We start from the raw sequence: 17,416 nt of genomic DNA on the forward strand, positions 1-17,416 counted from the left end.
CCCCCAGCCAACGAACTTACTTGTGGCCGCCGGAGGCGATCAGCCAGATCACGATCGCTGCAATGATGATGCAAGCCACCGCGCCCCATTTCAGCAGCGCGATCACCGAATGATAGGTCTGCTCGTGCGTTTTCATGTCGGTATGGCCGGCCATGGTTCACCCTGTCTCCCGTGTTTGTCGCGCGGTCTTAACCGGCGTGAACGCGACCCTCAACCCCCTGAACAAACCCTATCCGGCTGCTTAAGGCTGCCTTTACCTTGCATCCTTATGGGTGGCCGCCTGAGCAAACAAACAAGAGGGCGGGATGACGCGCAACGGACAGCGCCTCCTGATGTTGATCGACGACGAACCGGCGCAGCGGCGGCTGGTCTCGGCGATCGCGGCACGGCGCGATTGGCGGTCGGTCTTCGCCGCCGACGGGGAAACCGCGATCGCGATGCTCGGCACGCAGGACGGGATGCAGCTCGACGCCATCCTGATCGACAGCATCGGGCCGGAGGCGGACGCCGACCGGCTGATCACCGAATTGCGCCTGCGCCGTCCCCAGCTCCCGATCCTGATGCTGACGGCGAACGGTTCGGTCGCCGACGCGGTCTCGGCGATGCGCGCCGGCGCAACCGACTTCCTCGTGAAGCCGTTCGCCGCCGACCGGTTGCTCGCCGCGCTCGACACGGTTGCGGCCGGCACCGACGCGGGCGAATTGCGCCCGCTGACCGAAAAGATTCCGGCTCTCCTGGGCTTTGACGAGATCGTCGGCTCCGCGCCCGATTTCCGCGCCGCGCTCGCTATCGCCGCCAAGGCCGCCCGCGCGCGCGTTCCCGTCCTGATCGAGGGCGAGAGCGGCGTCGGAAAGGAAGTCGTCGCTGAGGCGATCCACGCTGCTTCCACGCGCGGCAAGAAGCCGATGATTGCGATCAATTGCGGCGCGATCCCCGCGAACCTCGTGGAAAGCGAGCTTTTCGGGCACGAAAAGGGCGCGTTCACGGGCGCGTTCGAGCGTAAGATCGGCCGGTTCCAGGACGCCGATGGCGGCACCTTGTTCCTCGACGAAATCGGCGAGATGCCACTCGACGCGCAAGTCAAACTCCTCCGCGTGCTACAGTCGGGCGAAGTCCAGCCGATCGGCGCGCGGCACGTCCGCGAAGTCGATGTCCGCGTGATCGCGGCGACCAACAAGAAACTGATCGAGGAAGTCGAGGCGGGGCGGTTCCGCGAAGACCTCTATTACCGCCTCAACGTCGTCCAGGTGACGATCCCCCCGCTGCGCGACCGCACCGGCGACATTCCGGCGCTCGCCCGCCACTTGCTCGCGCGGATCGCCGACCAGCCCGGCCTGCGCCCGCTCGGCATCACCGACGACGCGCTGGCGCTGCTTGGCCGCTACGACTGGCCGGGCAACGTCCGCCAGCTCCAGAACGCCCTGTTCCGCGCCGCCGTGCTGTGTGACGGCGACGCACTGACGCTCTCGGACTTTCCGCAGATCGCGGCGCTCGGCTCGGGCCGAGTGACCACACCGGTCGGCCAGATGGCGACCAGCGGCGGCGTGACGCTGTTCCGCGCCGACGGGCATCTGCGCGCGCTGGAGGACATCGAAGCCGACGTCATCCGCCTCGCGATCGGCCATTATCGCGGCCGCATGACCGAGGTTGCGCGGCGGCTCGGGATCGGGCGCTCGACGCTGTACCGCAAGCTGGGTGAGTTGGGGATCGATAACGCGGCGTAAGCGCAGGTCCGGCCACGGCCGGACTGGTGCGCAAAGCGCAGCGCCAAGCCCGGCCGGGGGACGGCGTCCGCCGATCCGGCCGACGACGACGGCTTTGCCGTCGGCGCTACCTTCCCACCAGAGCCTGGTCGCGCATCCCCCGCCACACCTTCAACGCCTGCACCGTTTCCGGAACATCGTGGACGCGGAGCAGCTGCACCCCAGCTTCCGCCCCCTTCAACGCCAGCGCGAGGCTCCCGCCGAGCCGCTGATCGGCAAGCGCTTCGTTCGACAGTGCGCCGATCATCCGCTTGCGGCTCGCGCCCAGCATGATCGGGCAGCCAAGGCCGTGGAACATCGCCAGTCCGTTCAATAGCGACAAGTTGTCCTGGAGCGACTTGCCGAAACCGATACCCGGATCGACGATGATCTTCGCCCGATCGACACCGCCCGCGACCACCGCCGCGATGCGCGCTTCGAGCCAGTCGAAAACCTCGGTCAGTACGTTGGCATAGCCGCCGCCGTCATGTGGCCCCTTTGCCGGATCGGGCGAGTGCATCAGCATGACCGGGCACCCCGCGCTCGCCACCACCTCCAGCGCGCGCTCGTCCCATAGCAACGCCGCGACGTCGTTGACGATTGCCGCCCCCGCGCCGATCGCCGATTCCATCACCGCGGCCTTGCGCGTATCGATCGACACGAGCGTCCCCGCGGTCGCCAGGCCACGCACGACCGGTTCGGTCCGCGCGATCTCGTCGCCTTCCCAGACGATCGACGCGCCGGGTCGAGTCGATTCGCCACCGACATCGATCATCGCCGCCCCTGCCGCCGCCATCGCGACACCGGCGGAGACGGGGTCGTTCGTCGCGCCACCGTCCGAAAAACTGTCGGGGGTGACGTTGAGGATACCGGCCACGAGCGGCTGATCGAACCGCAACGTGCGCTCGCCCAGCACGAGCGGCGCACGAGGCGCGGTGATGGCGGCGTGGAGATGCGCGGCACGCTCGTCAGTCGCACCCAATGTGCGTTCGAACTCGGCGACCGGCAGCGTTCGCTTCGCGTCGCCCTGGATCACCTCATAGGCGGCAAACCACTGCATCCCGCCCGCGATCCGCGCGACCTCGCCGTCGCGACCAATCGGCGTATCGACGAATTGGACGGGGCGGAGGTGCACTAGGGCTGTGTCGCCAGCAGGTAGGTCTGGCGCAGCGCATCGATCGGCTTCAGCCCGTCCGCCGCCTCATAATGCCAGAAGGTCCAGCCATTGCACGCCGGCGCGTTCTGCAGGAGCGACCCGAGCTTGTGGATCGACCCCGTCTGGCCGCAGCTCGACTTGAGCGAACCGTCTGCACCGACCGTTGCCGACCAGCGGCGCTTGGCATCGGTAAGGATGCTCCCCGCGCTCAACATGCCGTTTTCGATCAGCGCGCCGAACGCGACGCGCGGCGCGGCCTTGGGCGACTGCATCGTCGTCAGCGCCGATTCGTCGAGCGGGAGGGCCGCCGCGATCCGCTCCTCCGCCGCCTCGATATAGACCGGCTCGCGCTCGATTCCGATCCAGCGCCGGCCGAGCCGCTTGGCGACCGCGCCGGTCGTGCCGGTGCCGAAGAACGGGTCGAGCACCACATCGCCGGGCTTCGTGCAGGCCAGCAGGATGCGGTAGATCAGCGCCTCGGGCTTTTGCGTCGGGTGCACCTTCACGCCGCCGCGCTTGAGCCGCTCCTGCCCGCCGCAGATCGGGAATTCCCAGTCGCTGCGCATCTGGAGCTCGTCGTTCAGCGTCTTCATGCTGCGATAGTTGAAGGTGTATTTCGCCTTCTCGCCTGTCGACGCCCAGATCAATGTCTCATGCGCGTTGGTGAAGCGGGTGCCCTTGAAATTGGGCATCGGATTGGCTTTCCGCCACACGATGTCGTTGAGGATCCAATAGCCCAGATCCTGGATTGCCGAGCCCACCTTGAAGATGTTGTGATAGCTGCCGATCACCCAGATCGCGCCATTGTCCTTCAGAATGCGCCGCGCCTCGGTCAGCCATTCGCGGGTAAAGCGGTCATAGGCGCCCAGCGAATCGAATTTGTCCCAATCGTCGGTGACGGCGTCGACGTGGCTGCCGTCCGGGCGCGACAAATTGCCGCCGAGTTGGAGGTTGTAGGGCGGATCGGCGAAGATCAGGTCGACCGACTTCGCCGGCAGGCCGCGCATCGTCTCGATGCAGTCGCCCATCAGGATGCGGTCGAGCGGCAGTTCGCCCTCAACCGCCATCACCGGCGCGCGCTTGACCTTCTCGATGACCCCCATCGATTACCCCTTCCCCGAATAGCTCGCGCACGAAAACCGGGCGCGCGGACTCCGGTCAAGCAAAGTTTAGTTAACGAGGAAGGTGACCAAATCGTTAAGATTCCGGAACATTTCGCGACGCCGACCAGATATTGAGTCCCGACTTATCCACAGCCCCAAGCGATGGGGTGTGGCGCAAAAGACTCAAAGCGGCAGAACCGCCAATTCTTTTCCATACAAACTCGCGACCGGCGCAAAACTTCTCCGATGCAGCGGTGTCGGTCCGTATTCGCGCAGCGCTCGCAGATGATCGGGCGCGCCATAGCCCTTGTTCGAATGCCAGCCGTAGTGCGGATATGATTCGGCGTGCGCGATCATGATCGTGTCGCGGGTATGCTTGGCGACGATCGACGCGGCGGCGATCGACAGGCTGATCGCGTCGCCCTTCACGATCGCGGTCGCCGCGTAGCTCCAGCGCGGCAAACGGTTGCCGTCGACCAGCACATGGCCGGGGTCGCAGCCGAGCGCCCCCGCAATCTGATCCACCGCCAGCGTCATCGCCTTCATCGTCGCCCAATAGATGTTGAGGCTGTCGATCTCCTCGGCCTCGCAGATGCCGATGCCAACGACCGCTCGTTCCTTGATACGGTCGTGCAGCGTTGCGCGCGTGGCAGCGGTCAGCTTCTTCGAATCGTCGAGCCCGCGCGGGACGCCCTTGGCCGGGAGGATGACCGCGGCGGCGACCACCGGCCCGGCGAGCGGCCCGCGACCGGCTTCGTCCACGCCGACGACGGGCGCGATGCAGAGGCGTTCGTGCTTTAGGCTGGGCACTAATCCAGCCTCCACGGCGGATAGCGCCGGTTCTCACCCGCCTGATACAGGCACACCGGATTGCCCGACGGATCGGTCAGCCGCGCCTCGCGCCACAGCCAGGACTGGTCGGTCGGGAGCTGATCGAACGTCACGCCCTCATTCTGCAACCGCGCGACCTCGGCGTCGAGGTCCTGGCACTCGAAATAGACAGTGGGCCGCGCCCCGCTTTCGACCGACAGCGTCGCGCCGCCCGCCGTTTCGAAGCGGGCATAATGCGCGTCTTCGGTCTCGACGATCTGTTTGAGGCCGAGCCTGGCGTAGAAGGCGCAGGACTTGGTGTAGTCGTCGGTCGGCAGCGTGATCTGGTTGAGCCGCGCGCACGGCCCGAGATCAAGCCGCACCGCTTGATGCCCCATCGGCCCATGCCCGTTACCCAGCCCGGGCGCGTCGCGAAGCGCCAGCCGTACGAACTGCCGCGCGTTGGCGACCGCTACTTTGAGCGGCTGGCCATAGGCGAGGTTGGTCGCGATCGCCGAGGCGAGCGTGCAGCCGGTGCCATGCGTGCTGACGGTATCGATCCGCTCGGAATCCCAGCGCGTTTCGCCGCCACCGATCTCGATCAGGCGGTCGGTCAGCACCGCGCCATCGCCGTGACCGCCTTTCGCCAATATCGCGCAGTCGAGCAACCGCGCCAAAACATCCTCCGTTCGTCCTGAGCCTGTCGAAGGGCGTGTTGTTTGGCCACGTGCTTCGACAAGCTCAGCACGAACGGTTGGGGTTTGCGCAAGTGCTTCGAGCTCGGGAAGGTTGGGCGTCACCACCGCCGCCAGCGCCATCAGTCGCTCGAACGCCGCGACCGTCTCGGCATCGGCCAGCACGTCACCGCTGGTCGCCACCATGACGGGATCGAACACGATCGGCACCTTCAATCCCGTCAGCAGGTCCGCCACCGCATTTGCGGTCTCGGCGGATCCGATCATCCCGATCTTGACCGCATCGACGCCGATGTCGGTCACCACCGAATTGATCTGCGCGACGACCATGCCGGCCGGCACGGGCAGCACCGCCTGAACGCCCAAGGTATTCTGCGCGGTGATCGCGGTGATCGCGGTCATGGCGTGGCCGCCGAGCATCGTCACCGTCTTGATGTCGGCCTGGATGCCCGCACCGCCGCCCGAATCGCTGCCGGCGATGATGAGGATGCGCGGGGTCATCGAAGGTGCAAAGGCCACACTTGGTTCACACTAATCGCGCATCGCGGAATGGTCCGATTTGCGGTCGATATACGTCCTGCGCCGACCGACGACCTGCATGCCACAATGGGCGGCATGGAGGAAAGCGTCATCCCCGCTTGCGCGCCTGCGGATAGCTGCCCAGCACGCGCAACCATTTGGAATGAAATCCCAATTCATCCATCGCCCGGTCGAAATTTTCGTCGCCGGGACGTCCTTCAACGTCGGCGTAGAAATCGGTCGCCGCGAAGCTGCCGCCCTTTTGATAGCTTTCCAGCTTGGTCATGTTGACGCCGTTGGTCGCGAACCCGCCCATCGCCTTGTAGAGCGCAGCGGGGACGTTCTTCACCTCGAAGATGATCGTCGTCATGAACGGGCCGTCGCCGGTCAGCGGGCGAGAGCCGCGCGCCAGCGTGACGAAGCGCGTCGTGTTGTGCTCGGCGTCCGCAATGTCGCTCGCCAGCGTGTCGAGGCCATAGATTTTCGCGGACGGCGGCGGCGCCAGCGCGGCCACCTTCGGATCGTTCAGTTCGGCAACCAGCGCCGCGGCCCCCGCCGTGTCGGGATAGGCGATCGGCGCGATGCGCCGCGCCTTCAGCCAGTGACGACATTGGCCGAGCGCCTGGGGGTGGCTCATCGCTTCCCTGACGCCCTCGATCGGCCCCAGCCCCATCAGCGCATAGCGGATCGGCAGGAAATGCTCGCCGGTGATGACCAGCCCCGATTCGGGCAGCAGGAAATGCATGTCGGCGACGCGGCCGTGGAGCGAATTCTCGATCGGGATGACCGCGCAATCGGCGCGCCCGTCCTTCACCGCGTCGATCGCATCCTCGAACGAAAAACAGGGCAGCGGTAGGCCATCGGGAAACGCTTCCTGCGCCGCGACATGGCTGTTCGCGCCCGGCGCGCCTTGGAAAGCGACCGCGCGTTCCGGGGCGGCGGCGGCGGCTTCGGTCATCGCATCGACGATCGGGCGGGCGGGGGCGGCGAAATTCTCCATCGGATCGCGCGATTAGAGGCGCGATACTCGGGGAGCAACGGGGCTTTTGTTTGACGCGCTCCCGCGCAGGGGCGGAGCCAGCCCGCATGGTGACGGAGAGGTCGCCCAAACGAACCTTGCCCCCTGCGTTTCGCGTTACTAAAGGGTCAGGCAATCAATCAGGGGCCTCGCCGATACCATGAACGACAATACCAACACGATTGCTGGATGGGTGCTGGCCGGTTGCTTCGCCGCGCTGGGGCTGACGATCGTGGGCGGGATGATCTACGAAAGCGGCGAGCCGAAGAAGGAAGGCTTCCCGGTCGAGGCCGTAGCCGAGGGCGGCGACAGCGGCGGCGCGGCGGAAGTGCCGATCGCGAGCCTGCTCCCCGCCGCCGACGCCGCCAAGGGCGCCGAAGTGTTCAAGAAGTGCGCGGCGTGCCACACGATCAACCAGGGCGGCGCGAACGGGATCGGCCCGAACCTTTATGGCATCGTCGGCGATGCCAAGGCCGAAGGGCGTGGCGGCTTCGCCTTCTCCGACGCGCTGAAGTCCAAGGGCGGCAAGTGGACGTTCGACGACCTGAACGCCTGGCTGACCAGCCCGCGCAAGTTCGCGGCGGGCACCAAGATGACCTTCGCCGGCCTGTCCGATCCGAAGCAGCGCGCCGACGTGATCCTCTACATGAACCAGCAGGGTTCGAACCTGCCGCTGCCCCCGCCCCCGGCGGCCGGTGCCGCCCCTGCGGGTAAGGACGGCGCGGCGCCCGCGGAGGGTAACACCGCCGCTCCGGCTGAGGGCAACGCTGCGGCCCCCGCCGGCAACACGGCCGCACCCGAGAAGAAATAACTTCCCAACCGTGCTCCTGCGAAAGCAGGAGCCTAGGGTGATTTCCTAGTCCCGCGCGGTCGGCGCGTGGGCCGCAACCTGCTCGGCAGAATGCGCTTCGGCTTCCGACTTGCCCTGTTCGAACGAGCGGTTGCGGTAGAATTCCTCGACGTGCGCCCAGCCTTCCTCAGCGGTCTCGCAATAGGTGAAGATCTTGAGGTCCTTGGCCGACACCACGCCTTCCTCGACCAGTGCGTCGAAATTGACCACGCGCTCCCAGAACTCCCGGCCATAGAGCAGAACGGGGATCGGCTGGATCTTGCCGGTCTGGATCAGCGTCAGCAGCTCGAAGAATTCGTCGAACGTGCCGAACCCGCCGGGGAACGCCGCCAGCGCACGGGCGTGGAGCAGGAAATGCATCTTGCGCAGCGCGAAATAGTGGAACTGCAGGCTCAGTCCCGGCGTGACATAGGGATTGGGCGCCTGTTCGTGCGGCAACAGGATGTTGAGCCCGATCGATTCGGCGCCGACATCGGCCGCGCCGCGATTGGCCGCCTCCATGATCGACGGGCCGCCACCCGAGCACACCACGAACTGGCGCTTGCCGTTGGCGTCGCGCGGGCATTGGCTGGCGACGCGGGCGAGCTCGCGCGCGACGTCGTAATATTTGGATTTGGCGACCAGCCGTTCGGCGATCTTGCGGCTCGCATCGTCCTTGGCGGCAGCCAGCAGCGCCTTGGCCTTTTCCGGCTCGGGGATACGCGCGGATCCGTACATCACGAAGGTCGAGGCGATGCCCGCCTCGTCCAGGATCAGTTCGGGCTTCAGCAGTTCGAGCTGGAACCGGACCGGACGCAAATCCTCGCGCAACAGGAAATCGAGATCCTGGAACGCCAGCCGATAGGCCGGGTTCGCGGTCTGAGGGGTGGAGATGCCTTGCTTGGCGCGGTCGGCCTCTTCCTTGGCCTGCGGAAAGACGCGCGACGGGATGCGAGTATCAGTCATCCCAGCCACGTAGAGCAAAGTGATGACGCTTTGAAGAGGCCAGAATTGCCGTTTCTCGAAGCACGCCGAGCGTTACCGGCAGAACGCCTTGTGGTCGTCCTCGAGGTGGAGGTGATCGTAGTGCGCCGCGTTGTAGTCGGGGCTGAGCACGGTGCCGAACCGCTTGCAGGCAGAGCTGTGGATGAGCCTCCAGAAACGCTGCACATCCCCGTCACCCGAACGCCAGCTGTCCTTGACCGAAATGCGGCGGCCGTCGGCGAGGATGAACGCCGACACGTCGACCGCATTGGCCAGCGCATGTCCCGACAACCGCGCGGTCGCTGTGCCGACCGTGCTGCGGCACGCATAGGTGCCCATCGTTTCGATACGGACGAGCTGGCTGCCGAGCATTTGATACGCGGCAGGCGCGACGGCGTTGCGCGTCCAGCCGATGAATTCCTCCGCGAGCCCGCAGCGCATCGCCTTGATCCCCGTCACCGGCACGCCGATGTCGAGCAACTGTACCGCGCCGATCACCTGGCACCCGCCGCCATAATCGCGGTCGGGGAGCGGCGAGAAGCGCACGCCTTCGCGGCTGAGATCGTCGAAACAGGCCTGTGTATCCCGGCTCGTCGGCAAGTTGAGGGTGAGCGGCGGCGCGCCCATCGGACGCGTCGGGCGCGTCGGCGGCTCCGCCCCGCCGCCGAACACGCAGCCGGCGAGCAGCAAACCGAACATGGGAGCCAGCCGCTTCATGCGCGCAAAGGTGCGCAAACATAGTTAACCAAACGTAAACGCCACCCGCGCGAGGGGCGCAGGCGGCGTGTTACGCGATCAAAGGATGGAAAGTTGCGGTCGCTTTATCAGGCGTAGGTAACGGCAACCTTCTGACGGCGACGGAGTGCCGCGCCCATCATGCCGAACCCACCGATCATCATCGCCCAGGTCGCCGGCTCCGGCACGGCGGGTGCGCCGGTGTCGAAGAAGGTGATGTGCGACCAGCCCGGATTGTTCGGGAACAGGCTGCTCAACGCGATCGAACCCGAAAGGATCGGCGAGGCGTCATAATACAGGAAAGTCTGGCCCGCCTGATTGATGGCGAAATAGTGCACCACCGGGTCGCCCGCGCCGGGCGTGTAGGTGAACGACAGCGAATTGGTCGCGCTGGTATAGTTCACGGAGAACTCGGAGCCGCTGATCGTCGGGAACAACGTCGAGATGTCGGTCGAGCCGTCGCTGTTCTTCTTGAAGATCGCCGGCGAGCCGGTGCCGTTACCAACGCCCTGTCCGGTCGTGCCGGTCGGGAAAGCGTAGCAGTTCGAAAAACCGCCCTGGCCACCGCATTCGTTGCCGGAGAATTGGCCGATCAGCGTCGGCGCGGCGTTTGCCGGGCTCGCTGCCACCAAAGCGGCAAAGGCGACGGCGGCCAAAAGTCCCATACGATTCGTCATCGAATTTATCCCACTATCAAATAGATGCAGCCGATGCGCCCAGTGATATTTTGCGGCTGTTAGTGATTACTTACACGTTAAGGCCAAGTAATAATACGCACTGACTTCGTGACAGTTTTCATCGTCTCATTTTGGCGCAAGTTGACACCCCGATAACCGTCGCTATGGCCGTCGACGGGCCACGCGGTCCCAACGCCGCGCGTGCTCTCTGCAAGGAGAGACTGACATGACTGATTTGAACGTTGCCGACGCCACAACTGCGTCCCCTGCCAAGCCCGCCACCAAGCCGGCACGCCCCTATTTTTCCAGCGGACCATGCGCCAAGCCTCCGGGCTGGGACGCGGCGAAACTCGCCACCGACAGCCTGGGCCGCTCGCACCGCTCGAAGATCGGCAAGCTACGCCTGCAATACGCCATCGACCTGATGCGCGAGTTGCTCGGCCTGCCCGACACGCACCGTATCGGCATCGTCCCCGGCTCCGACACCGGCGCGTTCGAGATGGCGATGTGGACGATGCTCGGCGCGCGTGGCGTGACGATGCTGGCGTGGGAAAGCTTCGGCGAGGGCTGGGTGACCGACGCGGTCAAGCAGCTCAAGATCGATCCGACCGTGATCCGCGCCGATTACGGCCAGCTGCCCGACTTGACGCAAGTCGATTGGTCGACCGACGTTCTGTTCACCTGGAACGGCACGACCAGCGGCGTGCGCGTGCCGAACGGCGACTGGATCCCGGCCGACCGCGAAGGGCTGAGCTTCGCCGACGCGACCTCGGCCGTGTTCGCGTATGACTTGCCGTGGGACAAGATCGATGTCGCCACGTTCAGCTGGCAGAAGGTGCTGGGCGGCGAAGGCGCGCACGGCGTCCTGATCCTGGGCCCGCGCGCGGTCGAGCGGCTGGAAAGCTATACCCCCGCCTGGCCGCTGCCCAAGGTGTTTCGCCTGGTGTCGAAAGGCGCGCTGGCCGAGGGCGTGTTCAAGGGCGAGACGATCAACACGCCGTCGATGCTCGCGGTCGAGGATGCGATCTTCAGCCTCGAATGGGCGAAGTCGCTCGGTGAGGGCGGCTTGATCGCGCGGAGCGCCGCCAATGCGGCGGCGCTGGACGAGATCGTCGCGGCACGCGACTGGCTCGGCCATCTCGCGACCGACGAGGCGAGCCGGTCGAAGACCAGCGTGTGCCTGACGGTCGCCGGCGCCGACGAGGCGTTCATCAAGGCGATGGCCGGCGCGCTCGAAAAGGAAGGCGCCGCGTTCGACGTCGCCGGATACCGCGACGCGCCGCCGGGGCTACGCATCTGGTGCGGCGCGACGGTCGATACGGCTGACATCGTCGCGCTCGGGCCGTGGCTCGACTGGGCCTACGCAACAGCCAAATCCGCCTGACCGTGCTCCTGCGAGAGCAGGAGCTCAGGACCACAGGCGACTTCCCTTGCGACTCCAGGCTCCTGCCTTCGCAGGAGCACCGCAAATTTCCGAGGATTCTCCCGATGCCAAAAGTACTCATCAGCGACAAAATGGACCCCAAGGCCGCCCAGATCTTCCGCGAGCGCGGGGTCGAGGTGGACGAAATCACCGGCAAGACCCCCGACGAACTCGCCGCGATGATCGGCGAGTATGACGGGCTCGCGATCCGCTCGTCCACCAAGGTGACCAAGGCGATCCTCGACGCCGCGACCAATCTCAAGGTCGTCGGCCGCGCGGGGATCGGGGTCGACAATGTCGACATTCCGGCCGCCTCCGCCAAAGGCGTGGTCGTGATGAACACGCCGTTCGGCAACTCGATCACCACCGCCGAACACGCCATTGCCCTCATGTTCGCGCTCGCCCGCGACTTGCCCGAAGCCGACAAATCGACCCAGGCCGGCAAGTGGGAGAAGAACCGCTTCATGGGGGTCGAGATGACCTCCAAGACGCTGGGCCTGATCGGCGCGGGGAACATCGGGTCGATCGTCGCCGACCGCGCGCAGGGCCTGCGGATGAAGGTCATCGCGTTCGACCCGTTCCTGTCGCCCGAACGCGCGGTCGAGCTCGGGGTGGAGAAGGTCGATCTCGACGATCTGCTCGCGCGCGCCGATTTCATCACGCTCCACACGCCGCTGACCGACCAGACGCGCAACATCCTGAGCCGCGACAATCTGCTCCGCACCAAGAAGGGCGTGCGGATCGTCAATTGCGCGCGCGGCGGGCTGATCGACGAAGCGGCGCTCAAGGAATTGCTCGACAGCGGGCACATCGCGGGGGCGGCGCTCGACGTCTTCGTGACCGAGCCGGCGACCGATTCGCCGCTGTTCGGCACGCCCAATTTCATCTCCACGCCGCACCTCGGCGCATCGACGAGCGAAGCGCAGGTCAATGTCGCGATCCAGGTCGCCGAGCAGATGGCCGACTATCTCGTGTCGGGCGGTGTCACCAACGCGCTCAACGTGCCGAGCCTGTCGGCCGAGGAAGCGCCGCGGCTGAAGCCGTACATGGCGCTGGCGGAAAAGCTCGGTTCGCTGGTCGGTCAGCTGACCACCGGGGCGATCGGCCGCATCTCGATCCATTCGGAAGGGGCCGCCGCCGAGCTCAACCAGAAGCCGATCGTCGCGGCGGTGCTCGCCGGGTTCCTGCGCACGCAGACCGACACGGTGAACATGGTCAACGCGCCCTTGCTCGCCAAGGAGCGCGGCATGGAAGTGCGCGAAGTCCGCACCGAGCGCGAGGGCGACTATCACACGCTGCTGCGCGTGTCGGTCAAGACCGATGCCGGCGAGCGGTCGGTCGCCGGCACCCTGTTCGGTGACGCCGCGCCGCGCCTGGTCGAACTGTTCGGGATCAAGGTCGAGGCCGACCTCGTCGGGCACATGCTCTACGTCGTCAACGAGGACGCGCCGGGGTTCATCGGGCGGCTCGGCACATTGCTGGGCACGGAGGGCGTCAATATCGGCACGTTCCACCTCGGGCGTCGGTCGGCGGGCGGCGAAGCGGTGCTGCTCTTGTCGGTCGACGACGCGGTGACGCCCGAACTGATCGCCAAGGTCCGCGGTCTGGCGGGCGTGAAGACCGTGATGGGGCTGTCGTTCTGAGCCGAAGGCGCTAAGGGAGCGCGCGATGACTCACGCGCTCCTCCCGTCCGGTTTCCATGACCGGTTGCCGCCGCTGGCCGATGCGGCGGCGCGGCTGGAGGCGCGCGTGCTGGAGGCGGCGCATGCCCATGGCTATGAGCGTGTCGATCCGCCGCTCGCCGAGTTCGAGGACGCGCTCGCGCACCGGCTGAAATCGACCCGCGCGCAGGATGCGGTGCGCTTCGTCGATCCGGTCAGCCAGCGCACGCTCGCGATCCGGCCCGACATCACCGCGCAGGTCGGGCGGATCGCGGCGACGCGGATGGGCCACCACCCGCGCCCGGTGCGGCTGAGCTATGCCGGGTCGGTGCTGCGGTTGCGCGCGGGGCAGCTCTCGCCCGAACGCGAGCGGCGCCAGGCGGGCTGCGAGTTGATCGGGCTCGATACGGTGGCGGCGGCGCGGGAGATCGTGACGGTTGCGGTCGAGGCGCTGGAGGCAGCGGGCGTCACCGGCATCTCGGTCGACTTCACCTTGCCCGACCTGCTCGGCGTGCTGAGCGCGGGGCCGTTCCCGCTCGGCGAGGCCTCGCTCGACGATCTCGCCAACCGGCTCGATGCCAAGGATGCCGGCGGTGTCGCGGCGATCGCGCCCGCCTATCTGCCGCTGATCGAGGCGGCGGGGCCGTTCGATGCCGCGCACGATCGGCTCTGCGCGTTCGACGCGGGCGGGGCGCTGACCAGCCGGCTCGACGGGTTGTGGAAAGTGGCGGAGGCGGTGCGCGGCCGCGTCGCGCTGACGCTCGACCCGACCGAGCGGCACGGGTTCGAATATCAGACCTGGCTCGGCTTCTCGCTGTTCGCCGACGGGGCGCTGGGCGAGATCGGGCGCGGCGGCAGCTATACGATCGTGCACGAGGACGGCAGCGAGGAGGCCGCGATCGGCTTCTCGCTCTACACCGATGCGATCGTCGCGGGCGGCGGCGAGGACGCGCGGCGGCGGCTGTTCGTGCCGCTCGGCACCGACCCCGCGCTGGCGGCGAAGCTGCGCGGCGAGGGCTGGGTCACCGTCGCTGCGCTGGAGGCCGGCGACACGCCCGAGGCGCAACTCTGTACGCATGTTTTACTCGACGGCGAGGTCCGACCGCTCGCCACTTAGTCCACCGTCACCCCGGCTTTGTGCCGGGGTCCGCCGCGCCTCGGGCTTTATCGCTTGCGGCTCTGCGGATGCCGGGACGAGCCCGGCATGACGAATTAAAACGAGGGAAGAATGGCAAACGTCGCCGTGATCGGCGCCCAATGGGGTGACGAGGGCAAGGGCAAGATCGTCGACTGGCTGTCGGAGCGCGCCGATGTGGTCGTGCGGTTCCAGGGCGGGCACAATGCCGGGCATACGCTGGTCATCGACGGCAAGACGTACAAGCTCGCGCTGCTGCCCTCGGGCGTGGTGCGGGGCACGCTGTCGGTCATCGGCAACGGCGTGGTGTTCGATCCCTGGCACTTCCGCGACGAAGTGGCGAAGATCGCCGAGCAGGGCATTTCGATCACCCCCGACGTGCTCCACATCGCCGAGACCGCACCGCTGATCCTGCCACTCCACCGCGATCTCGACGCATTGCGCGAGGATGCGCTGGAGGAGGGCAATTCGGGGCAGAAGATCGGCACCACGCGGCGGGGCATCGGGCCGGCGTATGAAGACAAGGTCGGCCGCCGCGCGATCCGCATCTGCGACCTGGCGCATCTCGACGAGCTCGGGCCGCAGATCGATCGCCTGTGCGCGCATCACGACGCGCTGCTCGCCGGGTTCGGCAAGCCGCCGGTGGATCGCGAGAAGCTGCTGGCCGATCTGCGCGAGATCGCCGATGTCGTGCTGCCCTTCGCCAAGCCGGTCTGGGTGACGCTCAACGAGGCGCAGGCGCACGGGCGGCGCATCCTGTTCGAAGGCGCGCAGGGCGTGCTGCTCGACGTCGATCACGGCACCTATCCGTTCGTCACCTCGTCCAACACCGTGGCGGGAACGGCCTCGGCAGGCTCCGGTCTTGGGCCGAGCCGGGTCGGGTTCGTGCTGGGGATCGTGAAGGCTTATACGACCCGCGTCGGGTCGGGGCCGTTTCCGACCGAACAGGATAACGAGATCGGCGACTATCTCGGCACGCGCGGCAAGGAATTCGGGGTCAACACCGGGCGCAAGCGGCGCTGCGGCTGGTTCGACGCGGTGCTGGTGCGGCAATCGGCGGCGGTCAGCGGCATCACCGGGATCGCGTTGACCAAGCTCGACATCCTCGACGGGCTGGAAGAAATAAGGATCTGCACGGGGTATCGGCTGGGCGGCAAGACCTACGACTATCTGCCCCCGCATCCGCAGGACCAGGCAGCGGTCGAGCCGATTTACGAAACGGTGCCGGGCTGGTCGGAATCGACCGCGGGCGCGCGGAGCTGGGCCGACCTGCCGGCGGCGGCGGTCAAATATATCCGCCGGATCGAGGAATTGATTCGCTGCCCCGTGGCGCTGGTGTCGACCAGCCCGGAACGGAACGACACCATCCTGGTGCGCGATCCGTTCGCGGACTGATCCGAAGGGTTACTTCTTCTTTTTCTTGGTCGTGGTGGTCGTCGTCGTGCTGGCGGCCGTGCCGTTGTCGCTTGTCGTCGCGGTCGTCGAGGTCGTGGCGTTCGGATCGGCCATCGGCGTGGTCGCCGTCGTGTCGGTGGTCGTTGTCGTGCTGGTATCGGGTGTCGACACGGGCGGGGTCGTGACCGGGGGCACGGTCGTGCCGGGCGTCGAGACCGGCGGAACATTGGTCTGCGGGGTCGATACCGGCGGCACGGTCTGCGCGGTGGCGATGCCCGACGTGCCGGCGATCAACGCGCCGGCGAGAATGGCGAACTTCATGAAAATCTTCTCCTGGTCCCATGATGGACCCAAGTGGGAAGATTCCTGCCGCGAAATGGGTCCGGCCACGGATACGAGGCATCCCCGAATTCCAACGACTGACCGTCAATTGAGCGGAATCAACGATTAACCGTCCCGCGATCAGCCCATTTGCGCGCGGTGCAGCAGTTTCTGGTCCGCCAGCACCAGCGCGACCATCGCTTCGACGACGGGCACGCCACGGATGCCGACGCAGGGATCGTGGCGACCTTTGGTGCGGATCTCGGTGGAGTCGCCGTCACGCGTGATCGTCTCGACCGGGGTCAGGATCGAACTGGTCGGCTTGAACGCGACGCGCACGCGGATCGGCTGACCGGTCGAAATCCCGCCCGCAATGCCCCCGGCATGGTTGGCGAGGAAGACAGGCCCGTTATTGCCGGGCCGCATCGGGTCGGCATTCCCCTCCCCCGTCGCCAGCGCCGCGGCAAAGCCATCACCGATCTCGACCCCCTTCACCGCGTTGATCCCCATACAGGCGTGCGCGAGTTCGGCGTCGAGCTTGGCGTAGAGCGGCGCGCCCCAGCCCGGCGGTACCCCGGTCGCCTCGCAAACGATGGTCGCGCCGAGAGACGATCCCGCCTTGCGCGCGTCATCGACCAGCCGCTCCCAGCGGGCAGCCGCCTGGGCATCGGGCGAGAAGAAGGAGTTGCGGCCGATCTCGTCCGCATTGAAGCACGAGTAGAGGATGGGATCGTGTCCGATCGCCTCGACCCACGCGGTGATCGTCACTTCGGGAATCACGAGCCGCGCCACCGCCCCAGCCGCGACTCGCGACGCCGTCTCGCGCGCCGACGACCGCCCGCCGCCACGATAGTCGCGAAAACCGTATTTGACGTCATAGGCGTAATCGGCATGGCCGGGGCGATAGGCCGCCGCAACCTCCGAATAATCCTTCGACCGCTGGTCGACATTCTCGATCATCAGGCTGATCGGCGTGCCGGTCGTCTTGCCCTCGAACACGCCCGACAGGATGCGGACCTGGTCGGGCTCCTGCCGCTGCGTCGTGAAGCGCGACTGGCCGGGACGGCGCGCGTCGAGGAACGGCTGGATGTCGGTTGCGCTGAGGCTCAGCCCCGGCGGGCACCCATCCACCACCGCGCCGATCGCCGGCCCGTGGCTCTCCCCCCAGGTGGTGAAGCGGAAGACGTGGCCGAAGGCGTTGTAGCTCACGCCC

17 protein-coding genes are annotated in these 17,416 nt (G+C 66.7%); 6 read left to right on the forward strand and 11 right to left on the reverse strand.

All coding sequences use genetic code 11. The annotated features are described in order from the left end of the window. Positions 1-16 precede the first annotated feature (16 nt). Positions 17-154, reverse strand: a complete 138-nt coding sequence (locus J0J06_RS16335; RefSeq protein ID WP_294043774.1) for an aa3-type cytochrome c oxidase subunit IV — start codon at positions 152-154, stop codon at positions 17-19. A gap of 151 nt (positions 155-305) precedes the next feature. Between J0J06_RS16335 and J0J06_RS16340 the strand changes: the two genes are divergently transcribed. Then, positions 306-1,724 carry a sigma-54 dependent transcriptional regulator gene (locus J0J06_RS16340; RefSeq protein ID WP_294043775.1) on the forward strand — a complete coding sequence of 473 codons (1,419 nt, stop codon included), beginning with the start codon at positions 306-308 and terminating at the stop codon, positions 1,722-1,724. Positions 1,725-1,830: 106 nt separating this feature from the next. Here J0J06_RS16340 and folP read toward each other — a convergent pair whose 3' ends face one another. From folP to J0J06_RS16365, 5 genes are all read right to left on the reverse strand, one after another. Further along, on the reverse strand, positions 1,831-2,877 hold the full coding sequence (folP, locus tag J0J06_RS16345) for a dihydropteroate synthase (protein ID WP_294043776.1): 1,047 nt from the start codon (positions 2,875-2,877) through the stop codon (positions 1,831-1,833). After that, positions 2,877-4,001, reverse strand: coding sequence for a site-specific DNA-methyltransferase (locus J0J06_RS16350; RefSeq protein ID WP_294043777.1), 1,125 nt, complete (start codon positions 3,999-4,001; stop codon positions 2,877-2,879). The genes folP and J0J06_RS16350 overlap by 1 nt, the downstream gene beginning before the upstream one ends. Before the next feature lie 183 nt (positions 4,002-4,184). Beyond that, a complete protein-coding gene (locus J0J06_RS16355) occupies positions 4,185-4,811 on the reverse strand; it encodes a ribonuclease HII (RefSeq protein ID WP_294043778.1) in 627 nt (208 codons plus the stop codon). Further along, entirely contained in the window at positions 4,811-6,007 is a 1,197-nt protein-coding gene (thiD, locus tag J0J06_RS16360) for a bifunctional hydroxymethylpyrimidine kinase/phosphomethylpyrimidine kinase (RefSeq protein WP_294043779.1), read from the reverse strand. The genes J0J06_RS16355 and thiD overlap by 1 nt, the downstream gene beginning before the upstream one ends. A gap of 127 nt (positions 6,008-6,134) precedes the next feature. After that, entirely contained in the window at positions 6,135-7,025 is an 891-nt protein-coding gene (locus J0J06_RS16365; protein WP_294043780.1) for a prephenate dehydratase, read from the reverse strand. 178 nt (positions 7,026-7,203) lie between these two features. Here J0J06_RS16365 and J0J06_RS16370 point away from each other — a divergent pair, with 178 nt between their 5' ends. Further along, positions 7,204-7,854, forward strand: coding sequence for a cytochrome c family protein (locus J0J06_RS16370; RefSeq protein ID WP_294043781.1), 651 nt, complete (start codon positions 7,204-7,206; stop codon positions 7,852-7,854). Between the two features lie 45 nt (positions 7,855-7,899). Here the strand turns inward: J0J06_RS16370 and J0J06_RS16375 are convergent, their stop codons facing one another. The 3 genes from J0J06_RS16375 to J0J06_RS16385 form a co-directional block, all read right to left on the reverse strand. After that, complete coding sequence (locus tag J0J06_RS16375; protein ID WP_294043782.1) at positions 7,900-8,838, reverse strand: LOG family protein; 939 nt, start codon at positions 8,836-8,838, stop codon at positions 7,900-7,902. A gap of 72 nt (positions 8,839-8,910) precedes the next feature. Then, positions 8,911-9,573 (reverse strand): extensin family protein, encoded by a 663-nt coding sequence (locus tag J0J06_RS16380; protein WP_294043783.1) that lies wholly within the window; start codon positions 9,571-9,573, stop codon positions 8,911-8,913. A gap of 107 nt (positions 9,574-9,680) precedes the next feature. Beyond that, entirely contained in the window at positions 9,681-10,268 is a 588-nt protein-coding gene (locus J0J06_RS16385; protein WP_294043784.1) for a PEPxxWA-CTERM sorting domain-containing protein, read from the reverse strand. A 226-nt stretch (positions 10,269-10,494) separates the two neighbouring features. Between J0J06_RS16385 and J0J06_RS16390 the strand changes: the two genes are divergently transcribed. The 4 genes from J0J06_RS16390 (at position 10,495) to J0J06_RS16405 (ending at position 15,882) form a co-directional block, all read left to right on the forward strand. Continuing rightward, complete coding sequence (locus tag J0J06_RS16390) at positions 10,495-11,652, forward strand: phosphoserine transaminase (protein ID WP_294043785.1); 1,158 nt, start codon at positions 10,495-10,497, stop codon at positions 11,650-11,652. 104 nt (positions 11,653-11,756) lie between these two features. Next, positions 11,757-13,334: a phosphoglycerate dehydrogenase gene (serA, locus tag J0J06_RS16395; RefSeq protein ID WP_294043786.1), complete on the forward strand. Its 1,578-nt coding sequence runs from the start codon at positions 11,757-11,759 to the stop codon at positions 13,332-13,334. A gap of 25 nt (positions 13,335-13,359) precedes the next feature. Continuing rightward, the gene (locus tag J0J06_RS16400; RefSeq protein ID WP_294043787.1) at positions 13,360-14,469 is read left to right on the forward strand and encodes an ATP phosphoribosyltransferase regulatory subunit; all 1,110 of its coding nucleotides are present in this window, start codon (positions 13,360-13,362) and stop codon (positions 14,467-14,469) included. 111 nt (positions 14,470-14,580) lie between these two features. After that, a complete protein-coding gene (locus J0J06_RS16405) occupies positions 14,581-15,882 on the forward strand; it encodes an adenylosuccinate synthase (protein ID WP_294043788.1) in 1,302 nt (433 codons plus the stop codon). A gap of 9 nt (positions 15,883-15,891) precedes the next feature. On the opposite strand, the gene J0J06_RS16410 is transcribed toward J0J06_RS16405, so the two are convergent. Both J0J06_RS16410 and aroC read right to left on the reverse strand, forming a co-directional pair. Further along, complete coding sequence (locus J0J06_RS16410) at positions 15,892-16,203, reverse strand: hypothetical protein (protein WP_294043789.1); 312 nt, start codon at positions 16,201-16,203, stop codon at positions 15,892-15,894. A 141-nt stretch (positions 16,204-16,344) separates the two neighbouring features. After that, positions 16,345-17,412 (reverse strand): chorismate synthase, encoded by a 1,068-nt coding sequence (aroC, locus tag J0J06_RS16415; RefSeq protein ID WP_294043790.1) that lies wholly within the window; start codon positions 17,410-17,412, stop codon positions 16,345-16,347. Between the last annotated feature and the right edge of the window lie 4 nt (positions 17,413-17,416).

It is taken from the genome of Sphingomonas sp. (genome assembly GCF_017304615.1).
GTDB lineage: Bacteria > Pseudomonadota > Alphaproteobacteria > Sphingomonadales > Sphingomonadaceae > Sphingomonas.